The sequence below is a fragment of the Thioclava sp. F36-6 genome, assembly GCF_002020305.1.
GTDB classification, from domain to species: domain Bacteria; phylum Pseudomonadota; class Alphaproteobacteria; order Rhodobacterales; family Rhodobacteraceae; genus Thioclava; species Thioclava sediminum.
This window is the reverse complement of sequence record NZ_MPZX01000001.1, coordinates 371,013-391,424: the sequence shown is the minus strand read 5'-3', so window position 1 is coordinate 391,424 and position 20,412 is coordinate 371,013. Positions and strand designations below refer to the sequence as shown.

Sequence of the window (20,412 nt, the reverse complement as noted above, 5' to 3'; positions counted from 1 at the left end):
GGGGTGAAGAATGGAGATTGAAGCCCGATCCCCTCTCGGGTCGCGCTGCGTGCCGCTGGAACCGGCAATCTTGGCCACTCGGGGGATCGCGGCATCGCAAGTTGCAAGACGAGCCCCCTCTTTGGTAGCTACGCAGCTATGATCGCCCCCGGCTGCGCGATCACCTCGAGCGCGCAGGCATGAGCCTGAACAAGGCAGTCCTTGTCTGAAGCGCCCCGAAAATGCGCGGCGAGCCATGCACCGTTGAAACTGTCGCCAGCCGCGGTGGTATCGACCACCTTTTGCGCGGCAGCCAGGTCGAGCGGCTTGGCGGTGGGATCGAGCGATATCGCCCCTCCCGCGCCCATCTTCAACGCGCCTTTGCGCGCGCCCCAGCCGTTGAGCCGCGCGCGCACCGCTTGCGCATCGCGATCACCGAACAGCGCCATCTCGTCATCCAGCGATGGCAGCGCGATATCTGCGATCCGCCACGCGGCCTCCGTCACCGCGCGGGCGGTCTCGGCATCTTCCCACAGCCGCGGGCGGTAGTTGGAATCGAAAGCCACCCGGGCGGGATGTGCCGCCAGATGCGCCAAGAGCGACAGGCGCACCGGCTGAGGCAGGATCGCCAGCGTGATCGCGCTGAGGTAGATCAGATCGACCCCTTCAAGCTGCGCGAACCCGTCCCCGAACAGGCAGCGCGCCGCGGATTGGTCGCGCCAATAGGAAAAGCTGCGCTCGCCCTCTGCGTCGAGCGCGATCGCGTAGATCCCGGGCAGGCGCTCGGGGTGGCGGCGGATGCGCGCGCAGCCCACACCTTGGGCGGCGATGAAGGCGCTCATGCGATCGGAGACAGCATCGCGCCCCAGCACGGTGACGAATTCGACCTGCGCCGCCTCCCCGGCCGCGCGCGCAAGATAAACCGCCGTGTTGAGCGTATCTCCGGCAAAGCCGATCTGCTGCTCGGGGCGATCGAAAGACAGCTCGACCATCGCTTCCCCGACGCAGGCGATCACGGGTTTCTTCGTCACATCACCGCTCCGATTTGCCACGGCTGGAATTCGTTATCGCCCAGTCCGAGGTCTTCCGATTTGGTCTTCTCTCCTGACGCGACCCGCAGGATCGCCTCGAAGATTTCCGCTCCCTTGTCAGCGATCGACACGCCTTGGCTGAGGATGTCACCGCAGCCGATATCCATATCGTCGGGCATCGCCTCCATCAGCCGGTCCGAGGTCGCCAGCTTGATCGTCGGCGCGGGTTTCGAGCCGAAGGCGGAGCCGCGCCCGGTCGTGAACACCACGATCTGCGCGCCCGCCGCGATCTGGCCCGTGGCCGAGACCGGATCGTAACCGGGGCTGTCCATGAAGCTCAGCCCCGGCGTGCGGACCTGTTCGGCATAGTCATAAAAGGCCCGCAGCGGCGTCGCCCCGGCCTTCGCGACCGCGCCGAGGGATTTCTCGAGGATCGTGGTGATCCCGCCCTGCTTGTTGCCGGGGCTGGGGTTGTTATCCATCGAGCCGCCCCCCTGTGCCGCATAGCCTTCCCACCAGTCGAGACAGCCAAGGAGTTGCTCCGCAACCTCGGGTGTCGTTCGGCGCAGCAGCAGGTCTTCGGCGCCATGGATTTCAGGTGTCTCGGAGAGGATCACGCCCCCGCCCTGCCCCACGATCAGGTCCGAGGCAACACCCAGCGCCGGGTTTGCAGTGATCGCGGAGAACCCGTCCGAGCCGCCGCATTGCAGCCCGATGCGCAGCGCGGAAACCGGGCAGGAGCTGCGGCTGGCCTTGTTTACCTCCGGCAGTATTTCACGGAGTTTCGTCTTGATCGCCTCGATCGTGGCGCGGGTGCCGCCGGTCTCCTGAATGGTCAGCGCGTGGAACCGTTCGGTCCCGGCCGACCCGAAATGCGCCTCCATGCGCGCGATCTGCATCACCTCGCAGCCCAGTCCCACGAAGATCGCCGCGCCGACATTGGGATGGATCGCATGGCCCCAGAGGACACGCTCGAGGCTGTCCGCCCCGCGCCCGCTCGCCGCCATGCCACAGCCGGTGCCATGGGCGAAGGCGACGACGCCATCGATGTTGTCATAAGGATCGAGCGCGCCCTCAGCCGTGATCTCGGCGGCTGCGCATTTGATCACCGTGGCCGAGCAGTTCACCGTTGCGCAGAGCGCGATATAATTACGCGTGCCGACCCGACCGTCGGCGCGTTCGTAGCCCATGAAACTGCGGGGCGCGCCCTTCGGGATCGCGGCCTCGGCGTTTGCGAGATCCGCGCCGATCTGGTGGGTCTCGTCATGCTTGGAATAGCTGACATTGTGGCTATGGACATGTTCGCCCACCGAAATCGGAGCGCTGGCCCGGCCGATGATCTGGCCGAACTTGATCACCGGATCACCCTCGGCCATCGCCACCCGCGCCAGCTTGTGCCCGGCGGAGACTGGCTGCGCGAGCGGTTCACCGGTGCCAAGCGGGATGCTGCCCGCATCGGCGCGCGCGGCCAGAACGGCTACGGTATCGCGCGGATGAAGTGTAATCGCTTCAGCCATCGCGACGCCCTTTCAACCCGGCAATCACGCCGCGCATCTCGGCCAGCCCGCGCATCCGCCCGATCAGCGGATAGCCGGGGAAAGAACCGCGGGCGGCGTCATCGAGCAAGACATGACCGTGATCGGGGCGGAACGGAATCTGCGCATCCGCACGCCCCTCGGAGGTCCGGCGCGTTTCCTCGGCCAGCAGAGCCGCGGAAACCGCGACCATATCGGTATCGCCACCCAGATGCGCGGCTTCCTCGAAACTGCCATCGGGATCTTTGCGCACGTTGCGCAGATGCGCGAAATGGATATGCGGCGCAAAGCGCTCGGCGATCGCGGGCAGATCGTTGGCCGGGTTCGCCCCGAGCGAGCCGGTGCAAAGCGTCAGCCCGTTCGCGGGACTATCATGCGCCCGCAGGATCCAGTCGATATCCTCGGCATTGGAGACGACACGGGGCAGACCCAGAATGTCGCGCGGCGGATCGTCGGGATGGACGCAGAACCGCAGCCCCAGTTCCTCCGCCGCGGGGATCACCTCATCGAGGAAGCGTTTGAAATTGCGCCGGATCTCGTCGCGATCGATGCCGTCATAAAGCGCGAGCTGGTCCCGCAGACCGGCGATGTCGTAGCGGTCATAGGCGCCCGGCAGCCCCGACATGATCGCGTGCAACAGTGCATCGCGCTCCGACTGCGTCGAGCCCTCGAACCATGCCTTGGCGCGGACGCAAACGTCGGGCGTGTAATCGTCCTCGGCCCCTTCGCGCCCCAGCATGTGAATCTCGAATGCCGCCATGCGGTAGGCCTCAAAGCGCAGGCAGCTACCACCGGTCGCAAGCGGCGCGGTCAGATCGGTGCGAGTCCAGTCCAGCACCGGCATGAAGTTGTAGCAGATCGTGGAGATACCCTCGGCCGCGAGATTGGCCATCGATTGGCGATAATTGGCGAAAAGCGCGCTCAGATCACCCTCACCGCGCTTGATCCGCTCGTGGATCGGCAGGCTTTCGACCACATGCCAATGCAGCCCCGCCGCCTCGATCAGTGCCCGTCGTTCCGAGATCGCCTGACGCGACCAGACCTCGCCATAGGCAATCTCGTGCAGTGCCGTGACGATACCGGATGCGCCCGTTTGCGTGATCTGCGGCAAGGAAATCGTGTCCAGCTCGGGGCCATACCAACGCCAGCTCTCGATCATTGGAGAACCTCCTGCACCGCAGCGCGCGCGCCTTTTTCGACGAGCGCGCGATAGGCCTCCGTGACCGGGGCCTGCAGGGATTGTGCGAGCTCGGGCGGAAACACAGAACGCAACGACAGAAGCGCCGCAACCTTGCCCTCGGCATCCGCTGCGCTGTCGGAGAGCGCGCGCAGCTCGGCGGCCAGCGGGTCTTTCACTTCAATCGGCTGCCCTCTCTCGTCGATGCCGCCGACGTAGCGCATCCAAGCCGCGATCGCGAGCATCAGGCCCGGACAGCTCCGCCCGGCCTTCAACGAGTCCATAACAGTGGCCAGAATGCGCTGGGGTAGCTTCTGGCTGCCATCCATCGCGATCTGCCATGTCCGGTGACGGATCGCGGGATTGGCGTACCGCTCCGCAAGCGCGTCGGCATAATCCTCGAGCGACACACCCGGCGGCGGCGTCAGCGAGGGGATGATCTCGTCGCGCCACAGATAGCGCACGAATTCCGCCATCACCTCGTCGTCCATCGTGTCGGAAATCGTCTCATGCCCCGCCAGATAGCCCAGATAGGCCAGAGAGCTGTGGGTGCCGTTCAGCATCCGCAGTTTCATATGCTCGAACGGAGTGACGTCGCTGACCATCTCGACACCGACCGCGCCCCAATCGGGCCGCTCGCCATCGACGAAATCATCCTCGATCACCCATTGGCGGAAGGGCTCGTGCATCACCGGCAAGGCGTCGTGCCAGCCGGCGAGCTCTTCGAGCCGCGCGATGTCCTCGGGCTTCGTCGCGGGGACGATGCGGTCCACCATGGTCGAGGGGAACCGCCCCTCAGCCGCGATCCAGTCCGCCAGCTCCGGGTCGATGCGACGCGCCAGATCCAGCACCACGCCGCGCAGCAGCCGGCCGTTTTCGGGCAGGTTGTCACAGCTCATCGCGGTGAAGGGACGCAGGCCGCGCGCGTGGCGCAGCTGCAGCGCACGCACCAGATAGCCGGGCGCAGAGACGGGCAGGTCGTTGGCCATGTCATGAACGATATCGGGATGATCGGGGTCGAGCGCGCCGGTCGCGGGCGAATGGCAATAGCCCTTCTCGGTGATCGTTAGCGAGACGATGCGCACATCCGGATCGGCCATCACGTCGAGCACCGCCTGCGGGTCTTCGCGCGCCACCAGAATATCGCTGACGATCTCGATGCGTTCGGGCGTTTCGCCTTCGGGGCCAAACTCCAGCCCGCTATAGGCGAAATCCTGCGGCGCCAGCGCATCGCGCATCCGCGAGGATTGCAGCGACACGCCGGTGATCCCCCAATCGCCGCCGCTTTTCGCAGCAGCCTCGGCCGTGTAGATCGCGCCGTGAGCGCGGAAGAACGCGCCGAGGCCGAGATGGACAATACCGGTTTTGAGCTTCGCGCGCTCGCGGGTGAGACGTTCAGCGGGCAAGCCAGCCTCCATCGACATTCAGCACCGCGCCGTGGATGTAGCGCGCGGCGGGGGAACACAGGAAGGCGGCCGTGCCGCCGATATCGGAAGGATCGCCCCAACGTCCCGCCGGGATGCGCGCAAGGATCGCCTCGCTGCGCTCCGGATCGGCACGCAGGGCCTCGGTGTTGTTGGTCGCGATATAGCCAGGCGCGATGGCGTTCACGTTGATCCCCTTCGCCGCCCATTCATTGGCGAGGATCTTGGTCAGCCCCGCCACGCCGTGCTTGGAAGCGGTGTAGGACGGCACGCGAATGCCGCCCTGAAAGGACAGCAGCGACGCGATATTCACCACCGCTGCCGGGGTATTCCCCTTCTCCAGCGCGGCGCGGGCAAAGGCTTGCGTGGTGAAGAACAGCGCCTTGAGGTTCACGTCCATCACCGCGTCCCAATCGGCTTCGGTGAAGTCCAGACTGTCTTCGCGCCGGATGATGCCCGCGTTGTTCACGAGGATCGAATAGCCCGCATCCGCGAAGATGTCCTGCGCGGCCATCGGGTCGGCGAAATCGAGAAGTAGCGCCTCGCCCTGCCCGCCCGCATCGGCGATCATCGCCAACGTTTCGGTGCATTCGCGCCGCCCCGCGCAGGTGACATGTGCCCCTTGCGCGGCCAGCGACACCGCGATCGCCTGACCGATGCCGGTATTCGCGCCGGTGACGAGGGCGCGGCGGTTCTCTAGCGAAAACGGGCTCATTTCAGATCCGCCGGCTGCACGAAGTCCATGTCGGTGTAATCGACGTTATCGCCCGCCATCGCCCAGATGAAGGTGTACTCCCCGATCCCGGCCCCGGAGTGGATCGACCAAGGCGGCGAGATCACGGCCTCTTCGTTGGCGATCATCATGTGGCGCGTTTCGGTCGGCTCGCCCATCAGATGCAGCACGCGCGCCTCAGGTGTCATGCCCCAATAGAGGTAGGCTTCCATCCGTCGGTCATGGACATGCGCGGGCATCGTGTTCCAGACCGAGCCTTCGACCAGTTGCGTATACCCCAGCACCAGCTGACAGCTTTCCATCACGGTGGGGTGGATGAACTGGTTGATGACGCGTTTGTTGGAGGTTGCAGCCTCCCCCAGCTCGACGCGGTTCGCCTCGGCCAGTTTGATCAGGCGATGCGGACATGCGCGATGCGCGGGGGCCGAAACCAGATAGAACCGCCCGTCGCCCTCAAACGTCACCGGGCCAGCGCCCATGCCGAGATACAGCACGTCGCCGCGGCCCATCTCCCAAGTCTCGCCAGCGGCAGAGACGCGTCCCGTGCCGCCGATATTGACGATGCCCAGTTCGCGCCGCTCGAGGAAAGTGGCGGTCCGCGTCTCGTCCACCACGTCGAGCGTAAGCGGCGCACCGTTCGGCACCGCGCCCCCGAGCGTGAACCGATCGTAATGCGTGTAGATCAAGCGGATCTCGCCAGGCGCGAACAGCCCGGCGCCCAGAAAATGCTCCCGCAGTTCCTGTGTGCCCATCGTGCGGGCGTGGTCGGGATGGATGGCGTGGCGGGTTTCTACGCTGAGCATTGAATGTCCTTTCACAAAAAGTCGTCGCGGCGCGGGGTGAAGCAGTCGAGCAATTCCCCCGCTTCGACACAGACACAGCCGTGTTCGGCGCCAGACGGTATCATCAGGCTGTCCCCGGCGCGCAGCACGTGCTCCGCGCCGTCCAGGACAAATCGAAATTCCCCGGAATTGCAGTAGGTAGCCTGCACATGGGGATGCGAGTGGAGCGCACCCTCTGCCCCGGCCTCGAAGCGAACCGAGACCAGCATCATCTGCTCGTTTTCGGTCAGCACCTGACGGGCGATGCCTTCATCGGGATAGGCGATCGGATAGCTCATGCGAAAACTCCTCTCAGTGGAAGACCGACGGCAGCCAGAGCGAAAGCGCCGGGATGTAGGTCACCAGCATCAGCGTGGCGAAGGTGGCGAAATAGAACGGCCAGATCGATTTCATCACCGTCGTGATCGGCACCCGGCCCACTGCGCAGCCGACGAACAGCACCGCACCGACCGGCGGCGTGCAGAGACCGATCCCGAGGTTGAGCACGAGGATCACCCCGAACTGCACCGGATCGACGCCGAAGGCCTGAGCCACGGGCAGGAAGATCGGCGTGGTGATCACGATCAGCGGCGACATGTCCATGAACGTGCCCAGCACCAGCAGCAACAGGTTGATCAGCAGCAGGATGACGATCGGATTATGCGAGAAATTCTCGAGCAGATTGATCAGCTTGGCCGGCACTTGCAGATAGGCCAGCAGCCAGCCGAAGGAGGCCGCGCAGCCGATCACCATCAGCACCATCGCCGTCGTGCGCACCGCGCCCTTGGTCGCTTCGATGAAATCCGACAGCTTCATCGTGCGATACAGGAAGACGGTCACCAGAAGCGCGTAGACCACCGCGATATTGGAGCTTTCAGAGGCGGTAAAAATGCCCGAGCGCACGCCGCCGAAGATGATCAGGATCATGATCAGACCGGGCATCGCGTTCCAGAACAACCGCCCGAGGGCCCTGCGACCGGGAAACGGTTCGGTCGGGTAGCCGCGGCGTTTGGCGACGAAATAGGCGGCGGTCATCAGCGACAGCGCAAGGACCAGACCCGGAATGATCCCGGCGGTGAACAGGTCGGCGATCGAGATCTTCCCGCCTGCCGAGATCGAATAGATGATCATGTTATGGCTGGGCGGTAGCATCAGCGCGATGATCGCCGCCGTGACGGTGATGTTCACGCCGTAATCCGCGCCGTAACCTCGTTCGCGCATCTGCGGCACCATCAGGCCGCCCACTGCCGAGGCATCCGCCGCAGCCGAGCCCGACACGCCGCCGAACATCACCGAGGCGAGGATGTTCACCTGCCCCAGCCCGCCGCGCATATGCCCCACCAAGGCGCCCGCCAGCGCGACCAACCGCCGCGCGATATCGCCGCGCACCATCAGGTCACCGGCATAGATGAAGAACGGGATCGCCATCAGCGCAAAGACCGAGACGCCGGAATTCAGACGCTGGAACACCACCACCGGGGGAAGCCCGAGATAGGTGACTGTCGCAAAGGAGGCCACGCCGAGACAGAATGCGACCGGCGTTCCGATCAGCAGAAGGACGGTAAAGGTCCCGAACAAGATCCAGAGTTCCATGAGCTCAGTTCCCTTCGCCAGTTACAGCTTCGCCCTCGAGCTCCGCCGCGTCGTGATCGTCGCCGAACCGCGACGTAGACAGACCCGCGAGCCGGCGCAGGATGCGCTCGGCGCAGAAGATCATCAGCAGCGCTCCGCCCGCCGCGACCGGCACGAAGCGGAAGGCCCCGGAAACGCCGAGCCCCGAAATCGTCGTGGCGGCCATCTTGTCAGCCAGCTCCCAGCCGTATTTGAGCATCCCGAAACCGAAGGCCGCGACCACGAGGTCCGAGATCGAGAAGAAGGTCAGGCGCACCTTTTCGGGCAGCACGAAAAGCAGCACGTCGAAGCTGAGGTGGTAGCCCTCCCGGATGCCGACAGCCGCGCCGAGAAAGATGAACCAACCCATCAGGATCACACTGGCCGGTTCGGCCCAGAACAGGCTTGAGCCGAGGACGTAGCGGTAAAAGACCTGGGCGAAGACGAAGGCCGTCATCAGCACCAACCCGATCCCTGATAGCCATAGGGCAGCCTGGCCCAACCAGCCGGTCCAGACGGCTAGTTTCTCCACAATGTTGCGCATCGGAGGGAACTCCACGGAAAGAAGGTGCCCCCGCCCCTTCGGGCGGGGGTCGAGGGGTCAGATCACTTCGTCGCTTGAATGCGCGCCACCAAATCCTTCGCCTCGGGCGTGGTCACATACTTGTCGTAGACCGGCTTCATCGCGTCGATGAAGGGCTGCTTGTCGATATCCTTCACGACTTTGACGCCAGCCGCTTCGACCTTGTCCTCGGATTTCTTTTCCTGCTCGGCCCAGAGCTTGCGCTCGAGCGTTTCCGAGTTCTTCGCAGCAGCCTTGATGACCTTCTGGTCGTCGGGGCTCAGCTTGTTCCAGGTCGTGAGCGACATCGCCACCAGTTCCGGCACCATCAGGTGCTGGTCCTGCGTGTAATAGGGCGCGACCTCGTAATGGCCCGAGCTGTCATAGGAGGGCCAGTTGTTCTCTGCGCCGTCGATGACGCCGGTCTGGATCGAGGAATAGACCTCGCCATAGGGCATCGGCGTAGCATTGGCGCCGATCGCCTTCATCATGTCGACGAACACGTCGTTCTGCATCACGCGGAACTTCATGCCCTGAAGATCGTCGATCGATTTGATCGGATGCTCGGAGTTGTAGAAGCTGCGCGAACCGGCGTCGTAATTGGCCAGCTGCACCAGATCATGTGCCTCGAACGCCTTGCCGACTTCCGCGCCGATCGGCCCGTCGAGAACGTGGTGCTGATGCTCGACCGAGCGGAACAGGTAGGGCAGCGAGAACAGCTGCGTTTCCGGCACGATGTCGTTAAAGGTGCCGAACGAGGCGCGCACCATGTCGATCACGCCCAGCTGGGTCTGCTCGATCGTATCCTTTTCCTCGCCGAGCTGAGCCGAAGGGTAGACCTCGATGCAGATTCGGCCATTGGTCTTCGCCTCGACCTCTTTCGCCATCGATTTCACCGCCTCGACGGTCGGGTAGCCGTCGGGGTGGGTGTCCGACGAGCGCAGGGTCATGTCGCAGGCCGACGCGGTCGTGACGCTGGCGGCCGAAATCAGCAGCGCAGCGATAGGTGTCAGTGTCTTCTTCATTACTTCTCTCCTCCCAGAAAGTGCTCAATCAGAGCTTGTAGGCTTGGCGTGCAAGCCTGTGTGTGAGGTCGTGGATGACCTCAGAAGCTTCCTCCTCCGTCAGCCGCCCGGTGGCGACCAAGTTGGCAAGGAATCCGGCATCGACCCGGCGCGCGACGTCATGGCGCGCGGGGATCGACAAATAGGCACGGGTGTCGTCGTTGAAGCCGACCGTGTTGTAGAAACCCGCGGTTTCGGTGGTCATCTCGCGGTAGCGCCACATGCCCTCGAAGCTGTCGTGGAACCACCACGCGGGGCCGAGGCGCAGACAGGGATAGACCCCTGCCAGCGGCGCCAGCTCGCGCGCATAGGTGGTCTCGTCGAGTGTGAACAGGATGACGCGCAGCTCGGGGTTCTGCCCCACCGCATCCAGAAGCGGCTTGAGGGCTGCGACATAATCGGTGCGCGTCGGGATATCGCAGCCCTTGTCGCGCCCGAAGCGGGACAGGATAGGATCAGAATGGTTGCGCGACGAGCCGGGATGGATCTGCATCACCAGACCGTCCTCGCAGGACAGCTTCGCCATCTCGGTCAGCATCTGGGCGCGGAATGCCTCGCGCTCCGCCGCGTCCGCTTTCCCCGCGAGCACCTTGTCATAGAGCGCCTCTACCGCGGCGCGATCCAGATTGAGCGTCGCGGCACTCGGATGACCGTGGTCGGTCGAGGTCGCCCCGAAAGAGGCGAAATAGGCGCGCCGGTCGCGATGGGCGTCCAGATAGGCCGCGAAGGATGTGCCCGACTGCCCGCCAAGCTGACAGAACGTCTCGACATTCTGCGCGAAGCCTTCGAAATCGGGATCGACCACCGGATCGGGGCGATAGGCGGTGATCACGCGCCCGCCCCACCCGCTTTCGCGGATCATCCGATGCCATTTCAGATCCTCGAGCGGGCTTTCGGTCGTCGCGATCACCTCGATATTGAACTGATCGAACAAAGCGCGCGGGCGCATCTCCGGGCGCTGAAGCGCCTCCGAAATGCGATCGTAATACATGTCCGCGGTGTCGGCGCTGAGCCGCTCGGTGAAGCCGAAGATCGTCTCGAACGCATGGTCCAGCCAGATCCGCGAGGGCGTGGCGCGGAACAGGTGGTAATGCTCCGCGAACAGCCGCCAGATCTTGCGGCCATCGGTTTCCGTCTCGCCGCCATCGACGCGCGGCACGCCAAGCGCTTCCAGCGGCACGCCTTGGCTGTGAAGCATCCGGAACACATAGTGATCGGGCGTCACGAAAAGCTGGGCGGGATCGGGAAAGGCTTCGTTCTGCGCATACCAGCGCGGATCGGTATGGCCGTGGGGCGAGATGATCGGGGCGTCCTTGATCGTGTCATAGAGATCGCGCGCAAGGGCACGAACCCCCGGATCCGCTGGCAGCAGGCGATCTTTATTCAACAGCGCCATGGTCTATCGCTCCCCCTGTAGCTATTTTCTTAGGTGGACTACCACCGAACTAATAAACTAATATGCTAGAATACCCGGACCGTCAACGAGGAGTTCCGATGCCCGCGCCCCTGCCTTTGACCCAGCTTGATCAGAACGCACGCATGTCGGTTTCCGATGTCGTTTTCGAACATTTACGCCAACAGGTTCTGGGGCTATCCCTGCCACCGGGCACCAAGCTCTCAGAAGTGGAGGTCGCCAAGCAGATGGGGGTTTCGCGCCAGCCGGTGCGCGATGCCTTCTACCGTTTGTCGAAGCTCGGATTTCTTGTGATTCGACCTCAGCGTGCGACGACGGTCTCGCTGATTTCACGCGAAGCGGTGCTGCAGGCGCGCTTCATTCGCAACGCGCTCGAGGTTGAAACTGTGCGCGTCGCGGTCGCCGCATTGACCGATGAGGATCTCGCGGCGTTGCGCGATCTGATCGAGCAACAGCGCGCCGCGATGGAAAAGGGTGAGAAGACCAAATTCCACGAACTGGACGATCAGTTTCATCGCGAGATCTGCACCCGTGCCGGGCTCGGCTTCACATGGGAACTGATCGCCGAGAACAAGGGGCACATGGACCGCGTGCGGATGCTGTCGCTGTCTTTCGCCTCGCGCGATGCGTTCGACGATCACGTGAAGATCCTGAGCGCGCTCGAAAGCCGGGACCTTGACCGCGCGACGCAGGCGATGCGCGATCACCTGTCGCGGATCCTCGATCAGATCGACCGCATTCAGGATGATCACACAGAGCTTTTCGAGGTCGCGCCTCGGCAGAGCTGAAGTCGGGACGGCGTGATCGCCGAATACTTCGACTTAGGAACGCAAGGTCGGCATAGGAGAAGGCATCGGGCGCCTACCCCATCCCCGGCCCATCAATCTCGTCATCGCGCGACAGCTGCAGCGCACCAACACCGGCCTCCCCTGCACGCACTAGGAGATCCAGAATCCCCTGGATGATCCGGTCTTCGTCGCTCTCACCAAGCTTAGTGAGACAGTTAGGCATATCCTCCATCACTAACTCGCCGCCCAAAATTTCGGCACCGCCGCCGGAAAGCGCGGCGATGACATTGCTCAGGGCGGCTTGCTTTTGCGCAAACTCAAGAGTTCTTCGGTCGAGCTCCGCAGACTGCACTCGCATCTGCTCCGCGATCGCCTTGCGCGCGGCATTTTGTTTCGTCGTTAGCCGCGCTTTTCGCGGCCCGTCGCGCAAGAGCCCGCAGTGCTCTCCGACCGCCCGGTGGTAATCGTCCTGGAACTGACGCATGGCCGCACGGTAGGCGACCATTTCCGGAACCTCACCCCGCAGTTTTCGAGCCGCCTTCAGATGGGTGCGGTTCTCTTCTTTCCACGACGCGAGCACCTTCGCATTTTCAGCCCGCGCCGCGCGACAGTCCGTGCGCCACGCCTCAAGACGCGCGGCATTATGCGCCTTGTTGCGCGTGATCGTTTCCGGTCGCTTGCCAAGAGCCCGCTTGCGCGGTCTCGGCGGAAGCGGCCTGGGAGCAGGGCGCGGGAGAGAGACGATGGCTGAAGGGATCTCGCGGGAGGCGCGCACCTCCGCGGCTGCGCGCTTGCCCGCATGTAGTTTGTTTGCATCAAGTTTCGGGTCTTCGGCATTGACTGCGAGAATGTGGAGATGGACCTGCGCCTCGTCGACATGCAGCACCGCCACCCACTCCACGCCCTGCGGCATACGCGCTTCGAAATGCGTGAGCACCCTTTCCGCCCAGCTGAGAATCTCTCGTTTATGGCGCTCCCAGTCGTCCCTTAAGGCGGCGGCGGTCATCGGATGCGAATGGACTTCCGCATAAAGCGTCGCCGCATCCCGACGCAGCCGACGCTGATAGCTCGTGCCTTTCGCACTTTTCACGGTCTCACGGATCGTCTCCACCTTCTTGGCCCAGAGCGCCTCGAGCTTTTTGAGCGTCGTCGTGCCGTCAAGCTTGATCGGCGCTTTCGGTTCGGCGACATGGCGCGAATAGCGTGGCACCCGCATCGCCTCGCCAAAGACCTGCACGGCCGTGTTCACCTGCTCGGGCGCACCCTTCACCTTGCGCGGGGCCGCCGAATAGCATTCGATATGGACAAACTGATAGCTCATGGATCACCTCTTCTCTTCCTTGGCTCTCGCTCGAGGATAAGTTGGTGACCTGAAAAAACGGGCAGGAGACCGGTGCGAAAAACGGCGCCGGGGGTCTGTCGGGAAAAGCTAGCTATATGACAGACTATAGCTAGCTTTCCTGAACGGCTGGATTGCGGGCCGGCGCGGCAGCTTCGGCTTATGCTCAAAAAAGGCGGCACGCGGGGGGCACCATAGTTCGCCCCCCCGGGAAGGACTTCGCCCGACCAAAAATCGAAGGCCTGCCAAACGCAGCAACATCCTCAAGAGCGTGTAGCTTAAGCGACCACTTCAGGCTGTTCATCGTTCTGCCTGAAACGAAAGCCGACGAAACTCACGCAAGGTCCGCGGGCAGCACGCCCTCGGGGATGTTCTGGTAGCAGACCGGCCGCAGGAAGCGCCGGATCGAAAGGGTGCCGACCGAGGTCGCGCCGAAGTTCGTGGACGCAGGATAGGGCCCGCCATGGACCATCGCATCGCTGACCTCGACACCGGTCGGGAAGCCGTTGGCCATCACGCGGCCCGCCTTGCGCTCGAGCACCGGCAGCAGCTTGCGGGCAAGCTCCGCATCGCCGTCATCGAGATGCATCGTGGCGGTCAGCTGACCCTCGAAGCCCTTCGCAAGATCGACCATCTGCGCGGGGTCCGAGACCCGGACGACAAGACCGAGCGGCCCGAAGACTTCCTCGCCAAGCGCGTGGTCCTGCAGGTAGTTCTCTGCGCTCGTCTCGTAGAGGTTCGGGGAGGCGTTGCGGCCTTCCTGCTCGGTCGTCAGCACCGGAGTCACGGAGTTGCGGGTATCGAACCGGTCCTTGCCGTCGCGATAGGCCTGCGCGATGCCGTCCGTCAGCATGACCTGCGGGCCGGAGGCCGACAGCGCCTCTTTTGCGGCGGCGACAAAAGCGTCGCCTGCCGGGCCTTCCTCGACCACGGCGATGCCCGGGTTGGTGCAGAACTGGCCCGCGCCCATCGTCAGCGAGCCTGCCCAGCCGGTGCCGATCTCGGCGCCACGTGCCTTCGCCGCCTCGGGCAGCAGGAACATCGGGTTGACCGAGCCGAGCTCGCCGAAGAACGGGATCGGCTCGGGACGCTGCGCACACAGATCGAACAGCGCACGACCACCGCCCAAGCTACCAGTGAAGCCCACCGCCTTGATCAGCGGATGCTGCACGAGCCCTTGACCCACGTCACGGCGTCCGCCCTGGATGAGACTGAAGACGCCCTTGGGCATGTTGCATTTCTCGACTGCGGCCTTGATCGCCTCGGCCACGATTTCGCCGGTGCCGGGATGGGCGGAATGGCCCTTCACCACGACCGGGCACCCCGCGGCCAGCGCGGCGGCGGTGTCGCCGCCCGCCGTCGAAAACGCCAGCGGGAAGTTCGACGCGCCGAAGACCGCGACCGGGCCGATCGGACGCTGCATCATCCGCAGATCGGGGCGCGGCAGCGGCTGGCGATCGGGAAGCGCCTCGTCATGGCGGCGGTCGAGATAGTCGCCGTTGCGAATGTGGCTGGCAAAGAGGCGCAGCTGGCCCACGGTGCGGCCCCGCTCGCCGTTCAGGCGCGCCTCGGGCAGACCGCTTTCCTGCGTGCCGATCTCGGTGATCGCCTCACCGCGGGCGTCGATCTCGTCGGCGATAGCCTCGAGGAACTTAGCGCGGGTCTCACGGCTCGAATAGCCGTAGTCCCAGAACGCCTCTTCGGCTGCCTCGCAGGCGGCGTTCACCATCTCGACCGTGCCGACGCAGAACTCATGGCTCGGCCCATGGGCTGGGTCGGAAGAGAACGTTTTGTCGGTGCCGACCCAGTCGCTAGCGATCAGGTGTTTTCCGTGCGGGGTGAAGGTCATGATGTCTCCTTGTTAATTCGTCACCGGGCCCGACGCAGAACGGCGTAGCAGAGACCCTTCGTTCAATGCGCGCGGTTTCAAAGAACCGCCGTCATGCCGCCGTCGATGTAGAGGATTTGTCCGTTCACGAAATCCGAGGCCGACGAGGCGAGAAATATCACCGCGCCCTGCAATTCCTCGGGCTTTCCCCAGCGCCCGGCGGGTGTGCGCCCGCGGACCCAGCTGTCGAAATCCTGATCTTCCTGAAGCGGGCGCGTCATGTCGGTCATCATGTAGCCGGGTCCGATGGCGTTCGCTTGAATGTTCGAGCCGGCCCACTCCGCCGCCATCGACCGCGTCAGCATTTTGACGCCCCCTTTGGCGACCGTGTAGGGCGCGACCGTGACGCGGGCGAGGTCGCTCATCAACGAGCCGATATTGATGATCTTGCCGCCCCCTTTCGCGATCATCCGCGAAGCTGCTTCGCGGCCACAAAGGAATGCAGAGGTCAGGTTGGTATCGAGCACGCGCTGCCAGTCCGCCGCGCTCAGTTCCAACATCGGACGGCGCAACTGGATACCGGCATTGTTCACCAGAATGTCCGGGGTGCGCCCCTCCGCGTCGAACCTCTCGAACGCCGCGCGCACGGCGGCCTCGTCGGAGACGTCGAAGGCCGCGGCGCTCACGTCGTAGCCTTGTTCGATCATTTCCTTTCGAGTCTGCTCGAGCCGTGCGGCATCAAACCCGTTGAGCACCACGTGCGCGCCCGCGGCCGCCAGCGCCTCCGCGAAGGTTCTGCCCAGACCGCGAGACGAGCCGGTGACCAGTGCGGTTTTGCCTGAGAGATCGAATGTGTTCATCGCCCTATCCTCGTGTCCGTGTCGTGACCAGAAAGAGAGAGGCGGGCCGGAGGACATGGCCCGCCTCTTGATCCGCCCGAGGGAATGGGCGGATCAGCTTGAGACTACATTACGCAGCCTCAGTTGCTGCTCGCTTTCTTCTCGGAGCGAAGCCCGTCGATCGTCTTCTGCACCCGATCGATGACGTCGCCACCGATTTCGTCGCGGTGCTTGTCGTAGACGACCTGCGACTTCTCACGCATGCGAGCCAGCTCTTCAGGCGAGACTTTGTTGAACTTGATCCCGGCCTTTTCCATCTTCTCGAGCGATTTCTTGTTGAGATCCTGGATCACGTTGCGCTCGACTGAGCCGCCCTTGACTGCACAGGTGCGCAGCGCATCCTGTTCGTCGGGATCGAACGTATCGAAGATCGGCTTCGAGAACAGGAAGAGGAAGGGCGTATACGCGTGCTTCGTCTCGCTGATATATTTCTGCACTTCGTAGAACTTCGAAGTGTCGATCGTGACATAGGGGTTTTCCTGTGCATCGATCGCGCCGGTCTCCAGTGCAGAGAACACTTCGCCGAAGGCCATCGGCGTCGCGTTGGCGCCGAGATTGTCGAAAGTGTCGAGGAAGATGTTGTTCTGCATCACGCGAATCTTGATGCCTTTGAGGTCTTCCCACTTGGTGATCGGACGCTTCGAGTTCGACACGTTACGGAACCCGTTCTCCCAATAGGCGAGGTTGACCAGCCCTTTGTCGGCCAGCTTGTCATTCAGGAACTTGCCGAAATCGCCATCCATGACGGCGTAGGCTTCCTCGTTGGTCTGGAACAGGAACGGCAGATCGAACACACCGAGCGCCGGTTCGATCCCGACAAGCGGCGAGGACGAGGTCACCACCGCGTCGAGCGTGCCCGAGCGAAGCGCCTGGGTCGCCTGAAGGTCGCCGCCAAGCGAACCGCTCCAGTAAGCCTGAAGCTTCATCTTGCCGCCGGTCTTGTCGTCAAGACACTGCTGCATCGCATCGACGCCATTATGCACCGGGTGGTTTTCGGCGACACCGTTGGAAATACGGATCGTGCGGTCGTGGAATTCGGCTGCGGCAGGGCTTGCGACCGCTACCATCGTGCCAAGCAGAAGCGCTGCTTTAATTGCCTTGGTTTTCATTGTTTCCTCCCTTTGGAAATTAACGTTGGCAAATGTTGACCCGTGACCGGTCAGTAGAACCAATGTGCCGGAACGAGCACGATCTGCGGAAAGGCCACGAGAACGAAGAGCACCAGGATCTCGGCCACGAGGAAGGGCCAGACACCGATGATCACACGGCCAAGGGGGATCCTCCCGACCCCGCTGACCACGTTGAGGACGACACCGACAGGCGGCGTCAGAAGTCCGATGCAGCAGTTCATGATGAACATCACACCGAAGTAGATCGGATCGATTCCCGCCTTCTGCACCAGCGGCAAGAGCACCGGGGTCAGGATCAGGATCGTCGGCGTGAGATCGAGGGCGGTACCGACCATAATAATCAGCACCATGATGAAGGCCATGAGCAGCTTCGGATGCTCGATCAGCGGTTCGATGATGCTGCCGAGCTCGGCGGGGATATTCGCCATCGTGATGAGCCAAGCCGAGACCAGCGCGGCACAGACAAGGAACATGATCGCCGCCGTTGTGCGACCTGCCGCGATGAACACGCCCGGCAGGGATTTCAAGGTGAGTTCGCGATAGACGAAGAGCCCGACGAAGAGCGCATAGAAGGTCGCGATCACCGCAGCCTCGGTCGGGGTGACGACACCGAACTTGATACCGCCGAGAATGATCACCGGCATGCCAAGCGCCCAGATTGCGCGCATCCCTGCCCGGCCTTTCTCGCCCCAGCTGGCACGCGGCAACGTCTCGGCCTTGTCCTTCCGGGCAACGAAGAGCCAAGTGACGATCAGCACGGTCCCCATCAGGACACCAGGTGCGATGCCAGCCATGAACAGCTTGGAGATCGAAAGGTTGCTCGCGACGCCGAAGATAATGAAGGCCATCGAGGGCGGGATGACCGGCGCGATCACGCCACCTGCGGCGATCAGGCCGGCAGAACGCGGCACGTCATAGCCGGCGCGGCTCATCATCGGCAGCAAGATCGCAGCGAGTGCGGCACTATCGGCGGCAGCCGAGCCAGAGATCGAGGCGAGGATCACCGCCGCCATGATGGCGACGATGCCCAGACCGCCGCGGATATGCCCGACGCAGGCGATCGCGAAGTCGATGATCCGGCGCGAGAGCCCGCCGGCATTCATCAGTTCGCCTGCGAGAATGAAGAACGGGATCGCGAGGAGGGTGAAGGTATTCGCCCCGATCGCCATATTCTGGGCGATGATCTGGGTGTTGAACATCCCCAGATATTCCATCAGCGCGATGCCGCAGAAGATCAGAGCGAAGGCAACAGGAACCCCGATGGCCATGGCGCCGATGAGCGCGACAAGAAAGACAACGAGGGTCATGATGCACGCCCCTCGATATCGTCAGCGTCATGATGTTGGCCTGCGAAGCGGGCGAACTCGGCGTCGCTCATCCGACCGGTCAGCAACCGGAAGAGCCGCTCGAGCGAGATGAGGATGATCCCGGCACCCGTGAACAGCCCGGTGCCGTAGACAAAGCCCATCGGCATCATCGTTACCGGAGCGCCCATCGTCATGTTGATCGGCAGCTGCTTCCATGTGCCGATAAAGAGCACCGCCGAACAGCCGATGATCACGATCTCGCTCAGCCCCATCAGGACCATGCGTCCGCGACGACCGAAGGCCGCGACCACCGTCTCCATGCCCATATGCATATGGTGATGGTGTGCGACGACGGCGCCGATGAAGGTCAGCCAGACGAAGAAGAAGCGCGACATTTCCTCCGAGACGGCAATGCCGCTATCGAACGCGTAGCGCAGGATGACATTGAGAAAGACCATCAGAGCCATCCCGGCGAGCAAAAGCGCCAGCAGGATGTCGAGGCCACGGTAGAAGAGTGCGATAAGTTTCTGCATCCGCTTACACCCTGTCGCCGAGGCCGCGGGCGACCAGGTTGGCAATCAGCGCGCGGCTGCCAAAGACCCATTCGGGACAGGCATCACAGCGAGCGACGCGGTTCACCAGAGCCCCGAGCCGCGGCGAAGCAATCTCGACCTCGTCGCCGGTCTCGTGGGTGAAGCCCTGCCCCGGCGCACGGCGATCCTGCACCGGCGCGAAAAGCGTGCCGAGGAACAGGACCGCGCCGTCGGGATATTGGTGGCTGCGATTGAGCATCTGCCGAGCGAGCTCGGCGGGCGACCGGCTGATCGCCTCCATGCGGCTCTCACCCGCCATCTCGAACCCGTCGGTTCCGCGCACGCGCAGAGTGACGACCGCGGTCTCGACATCGGCGAGCGTGAAATGGTCGTCGAAAATCCGCAGGAATGGCCCGATCGCGCAGGAGGCGTTGTTATCCTTGGCCTTGCCGAGCAGGAGCGCCGAGCGGCCTTCGACGTCGCGCAGGTTTACGTCATTGCCCAACGTCGCACCGAGGATCGTGCCATCCGAGCGGATCGCCAGCACAATCTCGGGCTCGGGATTGTTCCAGTCCGAAATCGGGTGGATGCCGATCTCGGCACCGCATCCGACAGATGACATGGGCTGGGCCTTCGTGAAGATCTCTGCGTCCGGACCAATGCCGACCTCGAGATATTGCGACCAGAGGCCCATCTCCTGCAGCAGTGCCTTCACTTTCGTAGCGGCTTCCGATCCGGCGGAGATATCGCGTAGGCTCTCACCGATCACCGGGGCGAGCTTGGCGCGAATGTCCTGCGCGGCCTGAAGGTCGCCGCCGGCGCGTTCTTCGATCACGCGCTCCAGCATACTTTCAGCGAAGGTGACGCCCGCGGCCTTCACCGCCTGAAGATCGATCGGGGCCAAGAGATGACCGGCCGCCCCGGACAGAAAATCCTTGAGTGAGCCGAGCACCGGCAGATCGTCGCGCCGCAGAATTGCGTGCAAATCGTCGCGCTCCAGAAGCCCGGAAACCGTCGCTGCGATATGCGTAAGATCGTGCAGGATTCCGTTGCGCAGAACGGTTACGCAGGGCCCGCCTTCCGCCTTCGACCAGACCCGGCCGACCAGCAGGGCGCGTGCGTCATCCTCGGGCAAAATACGGCCCGTTTCCAAATTGAGCATAGGTGCCAATTCCCCCTCCATGTTGTCGGGCGCAGTATCTCCTCATACCGCACTGACATATGATGTCAGACAACA

General features: G+C 63.4%; 19 protein-coding genes. 1 reads left to right on the top strand and 18 read right to left on the bottom strand.

Annotated elements, in window-relative coordinates; genetic code table 11:
- Positions 1-128 precede the first annotated feature (128 nt).
- From BMI88_RS01890 to uxaC, 11 genes are all read right to left on the bottom strand, one after another.
- Positions 129-1,010, bottom strand: coding sequence for a sugar kinase (locus tag BMI88_RS01890; RefSeq protein ID WP_246831803.1), 882 nt, complete (start codon positions 1,008-1,010; stop codon positions 129-131).
- Positions 1,007-2,527 carry an altronate dehydratase family protein gene (locus tag BMI88_RS01885; protein ID WP_078545547.1) on the bottom strand — a complete coding sequence of 507 codons (1,521 nt, stop codon included), beginning with the start codon at positions 2,525-2,527 and terminating at the stop codon, positions 1,007-1,009. The genes BMI88_RS01890 and BMI88_RS01885 overlap by 4 nt, the downstream gene beginning before the upstream one ends.
- On the bottom strand, positions 2,520-3,704 hold the full coding sequence (gene uxuA / locus BMI88_RS01880; RefSeq protein ID WP_078545545.1) for a mannonate dehydratase: 1,185 nt from the start codon (positions 3,702-3,704) through the stop codon (positions 2,520-2,522). Before uxuA ends, BMI88_RS01885 begins: the two co-directional genes overlap by 8 nt.
- Positions 3,701-5,140, bottom strand: coding sequence for a mannitol dehydrogenase family protein (locus BMI88_RS01875; RefSeq protein WP_078547225.1), 1,440 nt, complete (start codon positions 5,138-5,140; stop codon positions 3,701-3,703). Before BMI88_RS01875 ends, uxuA begins: the two co-directional genes overlap by 4 nt.
- Positions 5,118-5,861, bottom strand: coding sequence for a 2-dehydro-3-deoxy-D-gluconate 5-dehydrogenase KduD (kduD, locus tag BMI88_RS01870; protein ID WP_078545543.1), 744 nt, complete (start codon positions 5,859-5,861; stop codon positions 5,118-5,120). The genes BMI88_RS01875 and kduD overlap by 23 nt, the downstream gene beginning before the upstream one ends.
- Positions 5,858-6,682, bottom strand: coding sequence for a 5-dehydro-4-deoxy-D-glucuronate isomerase (kduI, locus tag BMI88_RS01865; protein ID WP_078545541.1), 825 nt, complete (start codon positions 6,680-6,682; stop codon positions 5,858-5,860). Before kduI ends, kduD begins: the two co-directional genes overlap by 4 nt.
- An 11-nt stretch (positions 6,683-6,693) precedes the next feature.
- The gene (locus BMI88_RS01860) at positions 6,694-6,999 is read right to left on the bottom strand and encodes a cupin domain-containing protein (protein WP_078545539.1); all 306 of its coding nucleotides are present in this window, start codon (positions 6,997-6,999) and stop codon (positions 6,694-6,696) included.
- A 13-nt stretch (positions 7,000-7,012) separates the two neighbouring features.
- Complete coding sequence (locus tag BMI88_RS01855) at positions 7,013-8,293, bottom strand: TRAP transporter large permease (protein WP_078540065.1); 1,281 nt, start codon at positions 8,291-8,293, stop codon at positions 7,013-7,015.
- A 4-nt stretch (positions 8,294-8,297) separates the two neighbouring features.
- Positions 8,298-8,855, bottom strand: a complete 558-nt coding sequence (locus BMI88_RS01850; RefSeq protein WP_078545537.1) for a TRAP transporter small permease — start codon at positions 8,853-8,855, stop codon at positions 8,298-8,300.
- A gap of 62 nt (positions 8,856-8,917) precedes the next feature.
- Complete coding sequence (locus BMI88_RS01845) at positions 8,918-9,898, bottom strand: TRAP transporter substrate-binding protein (protein ID WP_078545535.1); 981 nt, start codon at positions 9,896-9,898, stop codon at positions 8,918-8,920.
- A 28-nt stretch (positions 9,899-9,926) separates the two neighbouring features.
- Positions 9,927-11,333, bottom strand: coding sequence for a glucuronate isomerase (uxaC, locus tag BMI88_RS01840; protein ID WP_078545533.1), 1,407 nt, complete (start codon positions 11,331-11,333; stop codon positions 9,927-9,929).
- Between the two features lie 98 nt (positions 11,334-11,431).
- Here uxaC and BMI88_RS01835 point away from each other — a divergent pair, with 98 nt between their 5' ends.
- Positions 11,432-12,139: a GntR family transcriptional regulator gene (locus tag BMI88_RS01835; protein WP_078545531.1), complete on the top strand. Its 708-nt coding sequence runs from the start codon at positions 11,432-11,434 to the stop codon at positions 12,137-12,139.
- Positions 12,140-12,212: 73 nt separating this feature from the next.
- Here BMI88_RS01835 and BMI88_RS01830 read toward each other — a convergent pair whose 3' ends face one another.
- The 7 genes from BMI88_RS01830 to BMI88_RS01800 form a co-directional block, all read right to left on the bottom strand.
- Positions 12,213-13,460 (bottom strand): hypothetical protein, encoded by a 1,248-nt coding sequence (locus tag BMI88_RS01830; RefSeq protein ID WP_078545529.1) that lies wholly within the window; start codon positions 13,458-13,460, stop codon positions 12,213-12,215.
- Positions 13,461-13,812: 352 nt separating this feature from the next.
- Entirely contained in the window at positions 13,813-15,327 is a 1,515-nt protein-coding gene (locus tag BMI88_RS01825) for an aldehyde dehydrogenase (NADP(+)) (RefSeq protein ID WP_078545527.1), read from the bottom strand.
- A gap of 77 nt (positions 15,328-15,404) precedes the next feature.
- Entirely contained in the window at positions 15,405-16,166 is a 762-nt protein-coding gene (locus BMI88_RS01820) for an SDR family oxidoreductase (RefSeq protein ID WP_078545525.1), read from the bottom strand.
- A 119-nt stretch (positions 16,167-16,285) separates the two neighbouring features.
- Positions 16,286-17,314, bottom strand: coding sequence for a TRAP transporter substrate-binding protein (locus BMI88_RS01815; protein ID WP_078545523.1), 1,029 nt, complete (start codon positions 17,312-17,314; stop codon positions 16,286-16,288).
- Between the two features lie 50 nt (positions 17,315-17,364).
- Positions 17,365-18,642 carry a TRAP transporter large permease subunit gene (locus BMI88_RS01810; RefSeq protein WP_078545521.1) on the bottom strand — a complete coding sequence of 426 codons (1,278 nt, stop codon included), beginning with the start codon at positions 18,640-18,642 and terminating at the stop codon, positions 17,365-17,367.
- Entirely contained in the window at positions 18,639-19,175 is a 537-nt protein-coding gene (locus BMI88_RS01805) for a TRAP transporter small permease (protein WP_078545519.1), read from the bottom strand. The genes BMI88_RS01810 and BMI88_RS01805 overlap by 4 nt, the downstream gene beginning before the upstream one ends.
- A gap of 4 nt (positions 19,176-19,179) precedes the next feature.
- The gene (locus BMI88_RS01800) at positions 19,180-20,337 is read right to left on the bottom strand and encodes a fumarylacetoacetate hydrolase family protein (RefSeq protein ID WP_146673449.1); all 1,158 of its coding nucleotides are present in this window, start codon (positions 20,335-20,337) and stop codon (positions 19,180-19,182) included.
- Positions 20,338-20,412: the final 75 nt, after the last annotated feature.

What these genes read in the sequence shown, in the direction of transcription:
- uxuA (WP_078545545.1), bottom strand. Translation starts at nt 3,704, where the DNA reads ATGATCGAGAGCTGGCGTTGGTATGGCCCCGAGCTGGACACGATTTCC.
- BMI88_RS01845 (WP_078545535.1), bottom strand. Translation starts at nt 9,898, where the DNA reads ATGAAGAAGACACTGACACCTATCGCTGCGCTGCTGATTTCGGCCGCC.
- BMI88_RS01830 (WP_078545529.1), bottom strand. Translation starts at nt 13,460, where the DNA reads ATGAGCTATCAGTTTGTCCATATCGAATGCTATTCGGCGGCCCCGCGC.
- BMI88_RS01805 (WP_078545519.1), bottom strand. Translation starts at nt 19,175, where the DNA reads ATGCAGAAACTTATCGCACTCTTCTACCGTGGCCTCGACATCCTGCTG.
- BMI88_RS01875 (WP_078547225.1), bottom strand. Translation starts at nt 5,140, where the DNA reads ATGGAGGCTGGCTTGCCCGCTGAACGTCTCACCCGCGAGCGCGCGAAG.
- BMI88_RS01810 (WP_078545521.1), bottom strand. Translation starts at nt 18,642, where the DNA reads ATGACCCTCGTTGTCTTTCTTGTCGCGCTCATCGGCGCCATGGCCATC.
- BMI88_RS01825 (WP_078545527.1), bottom strand. Translation starts at nt 15,327, where the DNA reads ATGACCTTCACCCCGCACGGAAAACACCTGATCGCTAGCGACTGGGTC.
- kduI (WP_078545541.1), bottom strand. Translation starts at nt 6,682, where the DNA reads ATGCTCAGCGTAGAAACCCGCCACGCCATCCATCCCGACCACGCCCGC.
- BMI88_RS01835 (WP_078545531.1), top strand. Translation starts at nt 11,432, where the DNA reads ATGCCCGCGCCCCTGCCTTTGACCCAGCTTGATCAGAACGCACGCATG.
- BMI88_RS01820 (WP_078545525.1), bottom strand. Translation starts at nt 16,166, where the DNA reads ATGAACACATTCGATCTCTCAGGCAAAACCGCACTGGTCACCGGCTCG.
- kduD (WP_078545543.1), bottom strand. Translation starts at nt 5,861, where the DNA reads ATGAGCCCGTTTTCGCTAGAGAACCGCCGCGCCCTCGTCACCGGCGCG.
- BMI88_RS01800 (WP_146673449.1), bottom strand. Translation starts at nt 20,337, where the DNA reads ATGCTCAATTTGGAAACGGGCCGTATTTTGCCCGAGGATGACGCACGC.
- BMI88_RS01885 (WP_078545547.1), bottom strand. Translation starts at nt 2,527, where the DNA reads ATGGCTGAAGCGATTACACTTCATCCGCGCGATACCGTAGCCGTTCTG.
- BMI88_RS01860 (WP_078545539.1), bottom strand. Translation starts at nt 6,999, where the DNA reads ATGAGCTATCCGATCGCCTATCCCGATGAAGGCATCGCCCGTCAGGTG.
- BMI88_RS01855 (WP_078540065.1), bottom strand. Translation starts at nt 8,293, where the DNA reads ATGGAACTCTGGATCTTGTTCGGGACCTTTACCGTCCTTCTGCTGATC.
- uxaC (WP_078545533.1), bottom strand. Translation starts at nt 11,333, where the DNA reads ATGGCGCTGTTGAATAAAGATCGCCTGCTGCCAGCGGATCCGGGGGTT.
- BMI88_RS01850 (WP_078545537.1), bottom strand. Translation starts at nt 8,855, where the DNA reads ATGCGCAACATTGTGGAGAAACTAGCCGTCTGGACCGGCTGGTTGGGC.
- BMI88_RS01815 (WP_078545523.1), bottom strand. Translation starts at nt 17,314, where the DNA reads ATGAAAACCAAGGCAATTAAAGCAGCGCTTCTGCTTGGCACGATGGTA.